Here is a 13660-nt window from a genome sequence, read left to right as displayed (position 1 = left end):
GCTGCGGATAATTTTCTGTCTGATTTTTGAGGAAAGTTTTTTATGTCTGACAACATTCTTTTTAGTCCCTTCACCCTGAAGGGGCTGACCCTGGCAAACCGTATCGTAATGGCTCCGATGACTCGGGGTATGGCCCCGGCAGGCGTGCCAGGTGAAGCCAATGCAGATTACTATCGCCGCCGCGCGGAAGGGGAAGCCGGGCTTATTCTGACCGAAGGAACGGTGGTGGATCGTCCTGCATCACGTAACATGCCGGGCATTCCGTTTTTCCACGGTGAAGAGTCGCTGGCAGGCTGGAAACAGGTTGCTGATGTCGTACACCGCGCGGGTGGCCGAATCGGCCCGCAAATCTGGCATACCGGCTCCACCCGTGGCGGAGAGTGGCAACCGGAAGCACCGGTAGAAAGTCCCTCTGGGCTGGTCGGGCCTGGTGATGCGCGCGGCGTAGCCATGAGCGAAGAGGACATTGCCGATACCGTCGCGGCGTTTGCCCAGGCTGCGGCAGATGCTAAACGCCTCGGATTTGACACCGTAGAGCTTCATGGCGCACACGGTTATCTTATTGATCAGTTTTTCTGGGCGGCGACCAATCAGCGCACTGACGCTTTCGGCGGCAGCACCATCGCACAGCGCTCACGTTTTGCCGCAGAAATCGTCCGTGCGGTGCGTAACGCCGTCGGGGCAGATTTTCCGCTGATACTGCGCGTCAGCCAGTGGAAGCAGCAGGAATATGCTGCGCGTCTGGCCAATACGCCTCAGGAAATGACGGAGTGGCTGGCTCCGCTGGTTGAGGCCGGTGTTGATATTCTGCACTGTTCTCAGCGCCGGTTCTGGGAGCCGGAGTTTCCTGAGCAGGACGGTAACGAAGGTCTGAATTTCGCCGGCTGGGCGAAGAAGCTGACCGGTGCTGCCACCATCAGCGTGGGCTCTGTCGGGCTGTCCGGGGATTTCTTTGGAGCCTTTGGTGGGCAAGGCTCCGGCACTGCCGCGCTGGATAACCTCTACACCCGCATGGAGCGTGAGGAGTTTGACCTGATAGCGGTAGGGCGTGCGCTGCTCTCTGACCCGGGCTGGGTTCAGAAAGTTCGCACGGGTCGGGCAGCAGATTTACACGGCTTCCGCGCCGAGGACCTGGCCTCACTGAACTAGTTGTTGCGCCTGTTTAACTGATAAAACAGAGAGATATCAGTCAGCCTTACGGATACTGCTGGCTGATATCTGGCAGACTGCCACCGAGCACCATGAAAGGATGACACCGATGAAAGCGCTAGTGCTGAAAAGTTACAGCAAATCCGGTCAGCTGGATTTCGCCGATATCCCGAGGCCGTTGATTAAAGATAATGAGATTCTGGTTCAGGTACGCGCCGCAGGCCTTAACCAGATTGACTGTATGATTCCCAAAGGAACTTTTAAACCCATTCTTAATTTTACGCTTCCGGCAGTGTTGGGCAGTGATCTTGCTGGCGTGGTGGTGGAAACCGGTAAAAACATCACCCGTTTCCGGGTCGGTGATGCGGTTTATGCCAGCGTATTTGATATGGATAAGGGCTCATTGGCTGAATACGTGGCGGTTCCGGAATCAGCTGCGGCACTGAAGCCTGATAGTCTCGACTTCGCAGAGGCCGCTGCGCTTCCCATGGTTAGCCTTACCTCATGGCAGGCTTTTGAAAGGGCAAAGCTGAGACCCGGGCAGAAGGTGTTTATCCCGGCTGGCTCAGGCGGTATCGGTACTCTGGCGATTCAGCTCGCCGTGCATCTGGGGGCCACGGTGGCTACTACCACCAGCGCGGCTAATAGCGTGCTGGTTAGGGGGCTGGGCGCCAGTAACATCATTGATTATCAGCAACAGGATTTTGCATCGATACTTTCCGACTACGATATGGTGCTCGGCACCGTGCGAGGCGATGGTATCGAAAAAGCGTTGAATATTGTCAAACCTGGAGGAGAAGTGGTCTCGCTGGTCGGCCCTCCGGATTTACCGTTTGCGCGGCAGCGTAAAATGAATTTGCTGTTGAAATCGCTGTTCTGGCTGATGAGCCGCAAAGTCAACGCGCAGGCCGCTCGCCGTCAGGTCAGATATTCGTTTCTTTTTGTCCATCCTGACGGCGAGCGCCTGGCAAAGATTGCCGCACTGGTTGATGCAAAACAAATCACCGCCGTGATTGACCGGAAATTCTCATTTTCCGACAGTCGTGCTGCACTTGCCTGGCTTGCCAGGGGGCATGCGAAAGGAAAAGTGGTTGTTGAGTTTCCCTGTCAATCCTGAGGCAATAAAACCTGTTGGCGGATTAAATCAACCTGAATGACACTTGCGAATGGTCGCCAGCAGTATTTCAGTACTCAGGCAATGCTGGCTACCAGAACGCGTCATTATTCCCACCGGTTCCCCGGGGCCATGTGAAGCAATGGGGAGTGCTGCCAGAGAGTGATGCAGCAAATCTTCCTTGATCGCGCCGGAGGGCACAAACCACACGTAGTCATAACGTTGCGCCAGCTGGCGCGCCAGCGAAGTCGAAGAGGTTTCGATACAGTTAGCGGGTAACGTACAGCCTTGTTCATCCATCATCGCCTGAGCAATGCGACGCGGTGCCGTCCCCTCCGGAGAGATCACCACCGGCCATTGCAGCGCTTTTGATAGCGTGACGTTGTCACTTAACAGTGGATGGTCCGGACGTACGACCAGACGTAAAGATTCTAGAAACAGCAGTTCGTAGGTTAAACCTGCCATCATATCGCTGTCGGCCATGCGGCCAATGCCAACGTCAAACTCACCCGCTTTTAATCCGGCGATTAACACATTGTTATGCAGGGTGGCGACCTGCACGGTGGCCTGTGGTTGCAGTTGATGAAAACGGTCGAGAATAGACGGCAGCATACCCATTGCTGCCGTCGTCAGTGCACCAACCCGCAGCACTACCGGCTGATCGCTGACCGCGCTGGTAAATGACTGGCCGGCATGGTTCAGGGCGTCGAGCACTTTTACCGCGTGGGTAAGAAACTGCTCACCCATGGTAGTGAGCTGCGCGCCCAGTCGTCCACGCTCAAACAGGCGCGTGCCGGTCAGCTCCTCCAGTTCATTCAGCGTCTTGGATAACGCTGGCTGACTAAGACTAAGCGTCTCTGCCGCACGTCCCAGCGTACCCTGCTGTGCAACCGCGACAAAGGTATGTAGATGGCGCAAGCGAATGCGCTGATTAAAAACGTAATTTTTATCCATACCACAGGGTAGTGAGGTCTGAAGAAAGGAAGCAAGCCTGATGAGTGGATTTTGTTAACCTTATTGCAAAATTTATTTAACATTTGTGTTGATTGCACAAAATATCACCATGAATTAACTCGTTACGTCAGGTGACAGGATTTGACGGGCCGCTTATTTATGACGATAACTTATAGTAGAAAGCGCGACATGCTACCTCCCGTTATGGCGCGCCATGTTTTGTCACACCAGGGAGAAAAATTATGCAACGTTGTATCGCCACTGTTTCCGTCAGCGGCACGCTGGAACAAAAACTTGATGCCATTGCCGCAGCTGGCTTCGACAGTATTGAGTTGTTCGAAGAGGATTTGTCTCACAGTAAACGCAGCGCCAGTGAAGTGCGCAAGATGGTTGAGACACGGGGTTTGCGCATCGACTTATTACAGCCGTTTCGCGATTTCGAGGGCGAAACCGGCGATCAGCTGGCACGTGCACGGCAGCAACTGGCGCTGATGAACGAGCTTGGCTGTAAAAAATTGCTGTTATGCAGTAATGCCAGTGACGGCTGCAGCAGCGATGCGCAGCGGCAAATCGACGATCTGCATGCGTTGGCTGAACTGGCCGGCAGTTTTCAGGTTGAAGTGGGCTATGAGGCACTGGCGTGGGGCAAGCATGTTAACCGCTGGGAACAGGCATGGCAGCGGGTGGCAGCGGTTAATCATCCCAGTCTGGGTATCGTGCTCGACAGCTTTCATATTCTGTCACGTGGCGATACGCTGAATCAGCTCGACAGGGTGCCGCCGGAGAAAATCACCTTCGTGCAGTTTGCCGATGCACCGCAGCTTAACCTTGATGTATTAACCTGGAGCAGACATTACCGCTGTTTTCCTGGCCAGGGCGATTTTGATCTGACACGTTTTGCCCGTCAGTTACATCAACACGGCTACCGTGGACCCTGGTCACTGGAAATTTTCAATGAACAGCTGGCGACGCCGCCGCGACACAGCACCGCGGCAGAGGGTTATCGCTCATTGCTGACGCTGGAAAAGTCATTAAGCGAATAGCGCCGACATCAGGGGCACGATAGTTTCAGCTTATGCCTCTCGGGCTAACTTCGCGGGTTTGGTGGTCCGCGTCGACCACCAGCAAAGTAAGGATCCCAGGCTAACCATCGCCGCCCCTTGCCAGAAGGATAATGTCAGCGTGGAGTCGAGGATAAAGGCCGAAAGCAGGGAGGAGATCACCGGAATAAAATAGCAGGCGGTCGCCAGCACCATCACGTTACCGTGCAAAATACCGGTATTCCAGGCGGCATAACCGAATCCCATGGCGCACGCTGCCAGCAGCAGATTAATTATCACCGTGGAGCTCAGCGCGAACTCAGGTTGCGGCGCGGAGAGAAATTTTATCCATAATGTGACGGCGGTGAGGATAAAAAATAGCGTAATGCCGTTACTGCCCTGGGCGATTCGCCGGGTGACAACGCAATAGATTGCCCAGATGACTGCACCGCTAAATGCCAGGCCGTAACTTAACGGATTGCTGTGAAGATTTTCAGCGATCTGGCTGAATGAGAATGCCTGCTCGCCGCCGAGCACGCGGCAGATACCCGCAATCGCCAGCAGCACACCAGGAATAATCAACAGGCTGAACTTTTGCCGGTTAACCACTATCGACAGCACGACGGTGATTGCGGGCCAGAGATAGTTGACCATACCCACCTCAATCGCCTGGGTGTGAGTATTGGCGAAACCCAGTGACAGTGAAAGGCACAGTTCATAACTGACAAACAACAGACTGCCAATCAATAAATAGGCGCGGGGAAAGGTGTTGATTCTGGGAAAACCGACGGTGAAAAGCAGCAGTAAAGCACTTAACGTATAGATCATTGCCGCGCCGCCTACCGCGCCAAATCCTTCACTGACGCTGCGGATCAATCCGACAATGGCGCTCCATAACAGGATGGCGATCAGGCCAGTCAGCGTGGCTCTCTTTTGTGTCATTTATTATACAACCTCTTGCCCTCAGCGGTAAAACAGCGTGTCAGCCCATTCAGCCCGGCTCAGAGAGTACAGGGTAAAACGGAACCAGACAAAGTCCATATGAATCCGTTATCATAGCGCTCACTTTTTTTCGATGAAACCTGACGAATGTTATGACTGACGTTTGTGAGGGAGGTTTCGGCGTTACAGGGAGCTATACCGTGAGCAGCACACCGGCGATTGATCTTCGCCAGCTTATTAATACAGCTGTAATGAGCGGCTATCAAAAGCGCATTATTCTGCTCTGTTTTATCGTGGTAGCGCTGGATGGTATGGATATCGCGCTGATGGGCTTTATCGCCCCGGCGCTGAAAGCCTCATGGGATGTCACGAATCACCAGTTGGGTGGCGTGATTAGCGCCGCGCTTATCGGCCTGGCACTGGGAGCGATGTTTGCTGGCCCGCTGGCGGATCGTTTTGGTCGCCGGATCATCATTATTAGCAGCGTATTTTTCTTTGGCCTGTGGACGCTGGCTACCGCATTGTCACAAAACCTTGAACAAATGATGCTGTTCCGCTTTTTAACCGGTCTGGGATTAGGTGCGGCGATGCCAAATGTCGGCACGCTGGTGGCGGAGTTCTCTCCGGAGCGAAAGCGCTCATTTCTTATTACCGTGGTATTTTGCGGTTTTACCTTTGGCGCCGCCGCCGGTGGCTTTGCCGCCTCCTGGTTAATTCCGCGATTTGGCTGGCATTCGGTGCTGTTGCTCGGTGGAATATTGCCGCTACTGGTCATGCCGTTTCTGCTCAAGTATCTGCCGGAGTCGGTGCGCTTTCTGCTAAGTCGTGGTGCGCCAGCGGAAAAAATCCGCGCAATTGTCGAGAAGATGATGCCGGGGCGTACGCCGCCCGATGCGCGTTTCCTGTTACCTGCGCAGGTGCAGCAGCAGGGCGCGATGCGTACGGTTATCTCACGGAAGTATCTGACCGGCAGTCTGATGCTGTGGGGCAGCTACTTTATGGGGCTGTTTCTGGTCTATCTGATTGGCAGCTGGCTGCCATCATTGATAAAAGATATTGGCATGACGGTGACCCAGGCGGCGCTGGTTACCGCGATGTATCAGGCCGGTGGCACCCTTGGTTCGCTATTTGCCGGCTGGCTGATGGACCGTTTTAATGCCAACCTGGCGCTGGCGTCGATTTACGCTTGCGGCGCCATCTTTACCGTGGCGATCGGCTTCGCGCCAGCCGACGCGCTGGTAATGAGCGGCATCGCTTTCTGTAGCGGTTTTTGCCTGAACGGTGCCAACACCGGAATGAATGCACTTTCTGCCAGCTATTACCCTACTCATGCACGCGCCACGGGTTCCAGTTGGATGCACGGCGTGGGGCGTATTGGTGCAATCCTCAGCGCCTTTGCCGGTGCTGAAATGTTGTCATTAGGCTGGAGCTTTACTCAGGTATTTTTGCTGCTGGCGATTCCGGCGCTGCTGACCTCGGTGATGCTACTGGTCAAAAGTGTTTTCGGCTACCAGCGTAAAGAATAACCACCGATTTGCGGGTGACATTGGTCGCCCGCCATGACTTTCTCGCAGTCGATCACAAATTCTGCATAATTTTCCCCGCAACCTCGCCAATCCATTACATTTGCTGGTAAATACGGCAACAGGGTAATGATGATGGAAAACCGTTGGGTCAGTGCAGACAGCATCCGTGAGCACTTTTCACAGGCGATGTCGGCGATGTATCAGCAGGAAGTTCCGCAATATGGCACCTTGCTCAGGCTGGTAGCGGAGGTAAATCAGCAGCAATTGCAGGCTGATCCGCTGTTGGCACAGCGTCTGACAGAGAGCGACGAACTGGCGCGGCTGAGCGTTGAGCGGCATGGTGCAATCCGCGTCGGTACTGCTGCCGAGCTGAGTATGCTGCGCCAGCTGTTTGCTATCATGGGTATGTACCCGGTGGGCTATTACGACCTGTCGCAGGCCGGCGTGCCGGTGCATTCCACTGCCTTTCGCCCGATAGACGACAGTGCGCTGCGGCGTAACCCGTTCCGACTGTTTACTTCCTTGCTACGTATCGAGCTGATTGAAGATCCGGCGCTGCGCCAGCAGGCGAGCGAGATCCTTGCGGCGCGGGATATTTTTACCGCACGCTGTCGCCAACTGGTGATGCTGCATCAGCAGCAGGGCGGATTTGATACGCAACAGGCGGCAGAGTTCGTTGAGCAGGCGCTGGAAACATTTCGCTGGCATCAGCAAACCACCGTCGACAGTGCGACTTATCAGGCACTCAGCGATCAGCATCGGCTGGTTGCCGATGTGGTGTGCTTCCCCGGTTGCCATATTAATCATCTGACGCCGCGTACGCTGGATATTGATCGCGTGCAGACCCTGATGCCGCAGAATGGCATTACGCCAAAAGCCATTATTGAAGGCCCACCTCGCCGTGCGGTGCCGATTCTGTTACGCCAGACCAGTTTTAAAGCGCTGGATGAGCCGGTGCGTTTTCGTGACCGCCACCAGGGGACGCACACTGCACGGTTTGGCGAGATTGAGCAGCGCGGCGTGGCGCTGACTCATAAGGGGCGCGAGCTGTATGATCGTCTGCTGGCGCAAGCCGGAAGCGGCAGTGATAATCTGCAACATCAGCAGCATCTCAGTGAGATATTCAGCGCCTTCCCGGATGATGAAGTCAGTCTGCGCCAACAGCAGCTGGCGTGGTTTGAGTACCGCCGCACGTCTGCCGGAGAAAACCAGCCGATAACCCCCAGCAGTGATATTGAAAGTTTACTGTCACAGGGGATACTGCAAGCCGATCCGATTATCTATGAAGACTTTTTGCCGGTCAGCGCTGCCGGGATTTTCCAGTCTAACCTGGGCAGTGAAAGTAAAGCGCGCTCGCAGGGGCAGGCCAGTCGTCAGCAGTTCGAGCAGGCGCTGGGCGCGAAGGTGTATGATGAAATTGAACTTTACGCGCTGCGCGAACGTGCAAGTAAATTGCGCTGCGGGCTGTTATAGCGTGGCATTAACAGGGTCAGTCAGTAACTGACCCTTTTTAATGATAACTATTGCAGGCGCGGGTTACGAATTAACGTATATTTCCCCGCACCGAGCAGCATGATAACCACGCTGCCGAAGAAAAAAAGCGCTTCCGTTTCCAGTGCCCACGCGCCAACATCAGTGCGTGACCAGAAAGCGCCGGTTTTCACCAGCAATGTTGCTACCACCATGTTCACCGCGATAATGAACGCCGCAGGACGCGTCATCAGACCGATAATCACCATCACCGGTGCAACTATTTCCCCTATCCATGCACCCCAGGCGATGAATCCAGGTAAACCATGAGCGGCCAGCATATTGGCTATCCAGCCGACACCATTCTGAATTTTCGCCTCGCCATGAAACAGCAATAAAATGCCAAAGGTCAGTCGCAGAAGCAGCTTCCCTAAGTCCGGATGATCAAAAATGCGGGTAAAAGCGTTATTGATCGCGCTAAACATGATTTATTCCTTTTTCGTGTGATGAAGAATCCTGACACTGTAGTGCCTGGATAATACGCAGTTTCCTTGCTTAACTCATTCAGCAAGTTGATTCATACCCTATTTTAGTCGCGTGACGCCACAGAATGTGGAGAATATCGGTGAGTTGCCCATATCAGATGCGCAAAGGCCACGGAAAATTTAATGATTAATGACTCACGAGTACGCATAAAAACAGCAGAAGGTGAACTGCGCGGCAGTGTTGAAGATGACATTTCGGTATTCAGAGGCATACCTTACGCGGCCCCGCCAGTAGGCCCACTGCGCTGGCGAGCACCGGCAGCGGTGGAACCCTGGCAACAACTGCGCGATGCGACACAGTGGGGGAACTCAAGCTGGCAAAATCGCGAGTATTGCCTGGCAGCAGGCGGCGGCGATCCGGGAGTATTCAGTGAAGATTGTCTGTATCTGAATGTCTGGACGCCTGATGTCCAGCCGACGCAGCCGCTGCCGGTGATGGTCTGGATACACGGCGGTGGTTTTACTATCGGTGCCGGTGGGCTGGCCCCCTACAGCGGCGCGCCGCTGGCTTCTCGCGGAGTCGTGCTGGTTACGCTGAACTATCGCCTTGGTCATCTGGGCTTTTTTGCTCATCCGGCGCTGGATGCGGAATACGCTTCAGGTGAGGTGATTAACAATTTTGCGCTGCTGGACCAGATTGCCGCGCTGCAATGGGTTCAGCGTAATATTGCTGCTTTTGGCGGCGACAGCGCTAACGTCACCATTATGGGAGAGTCTTCCGGTGGGCGCAGCGTACTGTCGCTATTCTGTTCGCCGCTGGCGGAAGGATTATTCCATAAGGGCATTGTACAGAGCGCCTATTCATTACCGGATATGCCGCGTAACAAAGCGCTGAAGATGGGTGAGGCGGTTGCCAGCCATTTCAGCCTTAGTGGCGCAACGGCAGAGCAGCTACGTGCAATACCCGCAGAAAATTTCTGGCCGCTGGAGCATCCACTCGCGCCTGGCCCGGTGCCAATTGCAGGCGATCGGGTGCTGCCGGTTGCCTCGCTTAAGACGTTTAATCGTGCGCGTCAGCATAAATGTCCGTTAATGATCGGCAGCAACAGTGATGAAGCCAGCGTACTGGCATTTTTTGGTGTTGATGCCGCGCAGTCAATCGCGATGATTCGTCGTCAACATAAGCTGGCCTGGCGAGTGATAAAATGGCTCTATCCGGCGGCTGATGATGAGTCGCTTGGACGTCAGGTGGCGCGTGATATTGCGTTTACCACTATGGGCTATGTGGCGGCGATGGCACAGCATCGTGCAGGTGTGCCAGGCTGGCGCTACTATTTTGATTATGTTTCCGAAAATGCGCGCGACCTCTATCCTGATGGCACCTGGCATGGCAATGAAGTGCCGTATGTGCTGGATACTCTGAACAGTATGAATGCCGGCAGCGACCGTCCATTTACCGCTAACGATCGTCAGTTTGCCTGGCAGGTCAGTGAATACTGGCTAAATTTTGCCCGTAATGTCACACCGCACTCGCGACATATTACCGGTGAAGTGGCGTGGCCGGCGTGGCATCCCGCCAGGGACAGCACGCTGCGCTTTGGCGACTTTCATCTGGCAGATATTCGTATCGAGAAAGACTTTATGAAGCGCAGAATGCAAATCTTCCGACTGATGATGCGCACGCTGGTGCGGCTTAATTAGTATTATTTCCATTAAATATCATCCGTTGGCTGAATTGATTAATTCAGTCAATGAATTATCAATGCCCGTTAGTAAAAAGTTGTTTTATAGCAACAGGTTACTCAACACCTCAATGAAAGTAAGGTTTTGATACACAAGAATTTTTCGTGATAATTTTCTAAAATTTTCTGCTGTAACTGCCGATAACGGTTACTCGAGCCCGCTCATCAGGGGCTGAAATAACCGGTAATTACCGATTTGGAGCAGTTATGAACATTTTAAAAAATTTCACCATTCGCGCGGTGATGCTGTGGATTCTCGGCCTGTTCTGCTTGTTATGGATAGGGGTCGCGATGTACAGCGTTTACTCGCTGAGCGCGCTGGCAAAAGGTAATGAAGTCGATCGGCATATTGTCAGCCAGATGAATGTGCTGAGTAAGGGCAACGATCAATATTTTCGCTTTATCACCCGCCTGTCGCGGTTGATTGATGCCAGGCAGAGTGGGGTGGCTGATAACCCTGCCGATCTGGCTTCGGTACAAAAATCCCTCGATAACATGCGTGCGCTGCTGGACGATTTTCGGCAGTTGTCACCGGGACCGATTGACGCCGGGGTGGTGAAGGCGGTTAGCGACAGCTGGCAGCAACTGCTTGAAAACGGAGTGAAACCGCAGATGCAGGCCGCGCAGCAGCCGACACTGGATGCTTATCGTCAGCAATCGCGTCATGTCACGCCAGCGCTGAGCCGCAGTTTTGGTGCCAGTGCCGAGAAATTCAACCTCGCGGCAGCAGAGATGCTGGATGATACCCGGGTAACCGTCGATCGTCTGACCTTTATGACCAAAATCATTATTGTCGTCGCCGTGATTATCGGGCTGCTGATTCTGCTGTTTACCGATCGCTATCTGGTCACCATGCTGGTGCGTCCGCTGGATGGTATTCGTGAGCATTTCCGCATCATTGCTGAAGGCGATCTTAGCCAGCCGGTCAGTGATATCGGGCGTAACTGCGTTGGCAAGCTGGTGCCACTATTGCGGGCAATGCAGGATAGCCTGCGCGATGCGGTAGATGCGATTCGCGGCGGTACAGAAAATATCTGGCGCGGCGCGGCTGAGATCTCTGCCGGAAATAACGATCTCTCGTCGCGTACCGAGGAGCAAGCGGCGGCGCTGGAACAAACCGCCGCCAGTATGGAACAACTGACCGCAACGGTAAAATTTAACGCCGATAATGCACGTCAGGCCAGCCAGTTGGCGGATAACGCCTCAGTTACCGCCGAAAAAGGCGGCAAGCTGGTCAGTAATGTAGTAACCACCATGCAGGGAATTTCCGGCAGTTCACATAAAATTGCTGAAATTACCCATGTGATTAACAGTATTGCCTTTCAGACCAATATTCTGGCACTTAATGCGGCGGTGGAAGCGGCACGTGCTGGCGAACAAGGCCGGGGGTTTGCGGTGGTCGCCAGCGAAGTGCGCAATCTGGCGCAACGCAGTGCGGGCGCAGCTAAAGAGATAGAAGGGCTGATTGCTGATTCGGTGCAGCGTGTAGACAGCGGTTCACGGCTGGTCAATGAGGCGGGTGCTACCATGAGTGAAATCCTGAGTGCAGTAACGGATGTCACTGAGATCATGAAGCAAATTGCTGCCGCCTCAGAAGAGCAGAGCAAAGGTATTTCGCAGGTGGGCACCGCAATCTCTGAGATGGACAGCGTGACTCAGCAAAATGCATCGCTGGTCGAGCAGGTCTCTGCTGCTGCCAGTGCGCTGGAACGTCAGACGGAAGAGCTGCAAAGTTCAGTCGCTAAATTTCGCCTGTCAGCCAGCCAGGGCGCAGTCACACCAGAGATCGGTAAGCCATCCGCACAATTAAAGGTTGGTGGCGCTGATAAAAGCCGCAATCAGTGGGTTTCTTTCTGAGATTAATCGGCAGGGGCGGCAAGATATGGACTGCCGCCCGTAATCAGTTTATTTCGCTGCCAGCAGGCAGAGTTTTTCGGCCAGCAGATACGACTTCACAAACGACGGTATCGGTAAGAATTCAAACTTAGAATGAAAATTATGCGCGCCAGTGAAGAAGTTCGGCGTCAATAAGCCTTTTGCCGACAGCGCTGCACCATCGGTACCGCCGCGCATCGGAATCACCTTCGGCTCAATGTCCAGCTGCGCCAGCGCCGTAAAGATCAGATCGATCGCCCGGCGATCCTCGCCAATGGCATTGCTGATATTGCTGTAGGTATCAGTGATGGTGAACTCGACTTTACCGGTGGGATACTGCCCGGCAATCATCGCCGCCACATCGGCAATTTTTTGCTTTCGCCGGGCAAAACTTTCCAGATCGAAATCACGAATCGATGCTTTCAGCTGCGCTTCATTAGAGTTGGCAATCAGATCGTTAAACCAGATATATCCTTCACGACCTTCAGTATGCTCCGGTGTCTCCAGCCGATCGAAATGGCTGATAAAGTCATGGGCCATCAGTAACGGATTGACCAGCACTCCTTTGCCGGACATCGGATGAGCGGTCACGCCAGTTAGCCGAATCTCTGCCGCAGCCGCGTTAAAATTTTCGTACACCACTTCCCCCAATTCGCAGCAGTCGATGGTATAAGCGAAATCGACGTCGAAACGGTTTTTCAAATCCAGAGCTTTTGCGCCACGTAATCCAATTTCTTCATCGGGTACAAACGCCACCACGATATCACCGTGCTCACCGCTGAGATTTTCCATCAGCGTCATCACTACTGTCACTGCGGCTTTATTATCTGCACCCAGCACGCTGGTACCGTCGCTGAAAATAATTTCCTGACCGTGGTAGGCGAGGATCTCCGGGTGTTCTGCTGTGCGCAGCCAGATGTCCTGCTGCGCATTCAGACAGAGATCATGACCTTCAAAGCGCAGCGTTTGCGGGTGTATATCGGGGGATAAACCAACATCAACGGTATCAATATGGGTGATAAAACCGATGCGCGGTGCGGCAGGGCAATTACCTGGCTTAACCGCAGTCACGGTAGCAAATTCATCGATCACCACATTCTGCATGCCCAGTGCGCGCAGCTCTTCAGCCAGCATGTTGGCCATGTCATGTTGTTGCGGCGTGCTCGGAAGCACTGTCGCTTTGGCGTCGCTCTGGCTGGACACCGCGAGATAACGGTAAAAACGTTGGGTTAACTGGCTGGCCAGATGGTGATTCATAACGCTTCCTTATCAGGTGAAACCGATGAGTTATTCAGTATGTTAGCAAATCATGTTATTTATTAAACAGATGTGAATTTGTTTTACTCACCAGGTCGTGTTCAAG

Annotated in this window: 11 protein-coding genes; 7 read left to right on the top strand and 4 right to left on the bottom strand. The window is 53.8% G+C overall.

What is annotated here, in order from left to right:
- Positions 1-42 precede the first annotated feature (42 nt).
- Positions 43-1149 carry an NADH:flavin oxidoreductase gene (locus RIN69_RS11940; RefSeq protein WP_313852054.1) on the top strand — a complete coding sequence of 369 codons (1107 nt, stop codon included), beginning with the start codon at positions 43-45 and terminating at the stop codon, positions 1147-1149.
- Positions 1150-1258: 109 nt separating this feature from the next.
- The gene (locus RIN69_RS11935; RefSeq protein WP_313852052.1) at positions 1259-2266 is read left to right on the top strand and encodes an NADP-dependent oxidoreductase; all 1008 of its coding nucleotides are present in this window, start codon (positions 1259-1261) and stop codon (positions 2264-2266) included.
- Positions 2267-2293: 27 nt separating this feature from the next.
- Here the strand turns inward: RIN69_RS11935 and RIN69_RS11930 are convergent, their stop codons facing one another.
- Positions 2294-3217 (bottom strand): LysR substrate-binding domain-containing protein, encoded by a 924-nt coding sequence (locus RIN69_RS11930; RefSeq protein WP_313852050.1) that lies wholly within the window; start codon positions 3215-3217, stop codon positions 2294-2296.
- A 242-nt stretch (positions 3218-3459) separates the two neighbouring features.
- On the opposite strand from RIN69_RS11930, the gene RIN69_RS11925 reads away from it, so the two are divergent.
- Positions 3460-4260: a sugar phosphate isomerase/epimerase family protein gene (locus tag RIN69_RS11925; protein WP_313852048.1), complete on the top strand. Its 801-nt coding sequence runs from the start codon at positions 3460-3462 to the stop codon at positions 4258-4260.
- Between the two features lie 30 nt (positions 4261-4290).
- On the opposite strand, the gene yddG is transcribed toward RIN69_RS11925, so the two are convergent.
- Positions 4291-5199: an aromatic amino acid DMT transporter YddG gene (yddG, locus tag RIN69_RS11920; RefSeq protein WP_313852046.1), complete on the bottom strand. Its 909-nt coding sequence runs from the start codon at positions 5197-5199 to the stop codon at positions 4291-4293.
- Between the two features lie 200 nt (positions 5200-5399).
- Between yddG and RIN69_RS11915 the strand changes: the two genes are divergently transcribed.
- Together RIN69_RS11915 and hglS are read left to right on the top strand one after the other, a co-directional pair.
- Complete coding sequence (locus tag RIN69_RS11915; protein WP_313852044.1) at positions 5400-6725, top strand: MFS transporter; 1326 nt, start codon at positions 5400-5402, stop codon at positions 6723-6725.
- Positions 6726-6857: 132 nt separating this feature from the next.
- Entirely contained in the window at positions 6858-8198 is a 1341-nt protein-coding gene (gene hglS / locus RIN69_RS11910; protein WP_313857724.1) for a 2-oxoadipate dioxygenase/decarboxylase HglS, read from the top strand.
- Positions 8199-8245: 47 nt separating this feature from the next.
- Here the strand turns inward: hglS and RIN69_RS11905 are convergent, their stop codons facing one another.
- Complete coding sequence (locus RIN69_RS11905; RefSeq protein WP_313852043.1) at positions 8246-8680, bottom strand: DoxX family protein; 435 nt, start codon at positions 8678-8680, stop codon at positions 8246-8248.
- 183 nt (positions 8681-8863) lie between these two features.
- Here RIN69_RS11905 and RIN69_RS11900 point away from each other — a divergent pair, with 183 nt between their 5' ends.
- The gene (locus RIN69_RS11900) at positions 8864-10381 is read left to right on the top strand and encodes a carboxylesterase/lipase family protein (protein WP_313852042.1); all 1518 of its coding nucleotides are present in this window, start codon (positions 8864-8866) and stop codon (positions 10379-10381) included.
- A gap of 248 nt (positions 10382-10629) precedes the next feature.
- Positions 10630-12279, top strand: coding sequence for a methyl-accepting chemotaxis protein (locus tag RIN69_RS11895; protein ID WP_313852041.1), 1650 nt, complete (start codon positions 10630-10632; stop codon positions 12277-12279).
- 48 nt (positions 12280-12327) lie between these two features.
- Here RIN69_RS11895 and pepT read toward each other — a convergent pair whose 3' ends face one another.
- A complete protein-coding gene (pepT, locus tag RIN69_RS11890; protein WP_313852040.1) occupies positions 12328-13554 on the bottom strand; it encodes a peptidase T in 1227 nt (408 codons plus the stop codon).
- Positions 13555-13660 lie beyond the last annotated feature (106 nt).

The organism is Winslowiella toletana (assembly GCF_032164335.1).
GTDB classification, from domain to species: Bacteria; Pseudomonadota; Gammaproteobacteria; order Enterobacterales; family Enterobacteriaceae; genus Erwinia; species Erwinia toletana_A.
Note: the sequence above shows the minus strand (reverse complement) of the source record. Positions and strands in the feature narration are given on the sequence as shown.

What these genes read in the sequence shown, in the direction of transcription:
- hglS (WP_313857724.1), top strand. Translation starts at nt 6,858, where the DNA reads ATGGAAAACCGTTGGGTCAGTGCAGACAGCATCCGTGAGCACTTTTCA.
- RIN69_RS11940 (WP_313852054.1), top strand. Translation starts at nt 43, where the DNA reads ATGTCTGACAACATTCTTTTTAGTCCCTTCACCCTGAAGGGGCTGACC.
- RIN69_RS11925 (WP_313852048.1), top strand. Translation starts at nt 3,460, where the DNA reads ATGCAACGTTGTATCGCCACTGTTTCCGTCAGCGGCACGCTGGAACAA.
- RIN69_RS11905 (WP_313852043.1), bottom strand. Translation starts at nt 8,680, where the DNA reads ATGTTTAGCGCGATCAATAACGCTTTTACCCGCATTTTTGATCATCCG.
- pepT (WP_313852040.1), bottom strand. Translation starts at nt 13,554, where the DNA reads ATGAATCACCATCTGGCCAGCCAGTTAACCCAACGTTTTTACCGTTAT.
- RIN69_RS11930 (WP_313852050.1), bottom strand. Translation starts at nt 3,217, where the DNA reads ATGGATAAAAATTACGTTTTTAATCAGCGCATTCGCTTGCGCCATCTA.
- RIN69_RS11935 (WP_313852052.1), top strand. Translation starts at nt 1,259, where the DNA reads ATGAAAGCGCTAGTGCTGAAAAGTTACAGCAAATCCGGTCAGCTGGAT.
- yddG (WP_313852046.1), bottom strand. Translation starts at nt 5,199, where the DNA reads ATGACACAAAAGAGAGCCACGCTGACTGGCCTGATCGCCATCCTGTTA.
- RIN69_RS11895 (WP_313852041.1), top strand. Translation starts at nt 10,630, where the DNA reads ATGAACATTTTAAAAAATTTCACCATTCGCGCGGTGATGCTGTGGATT.
- RIN69_RS11900 (WP_313852042.1), top strand. Translation starts at nt 8,864, where the DNA reads ATGATTAATGACTCACGAGTACGCATAAAAACAGCAGAAGGTGAACTG.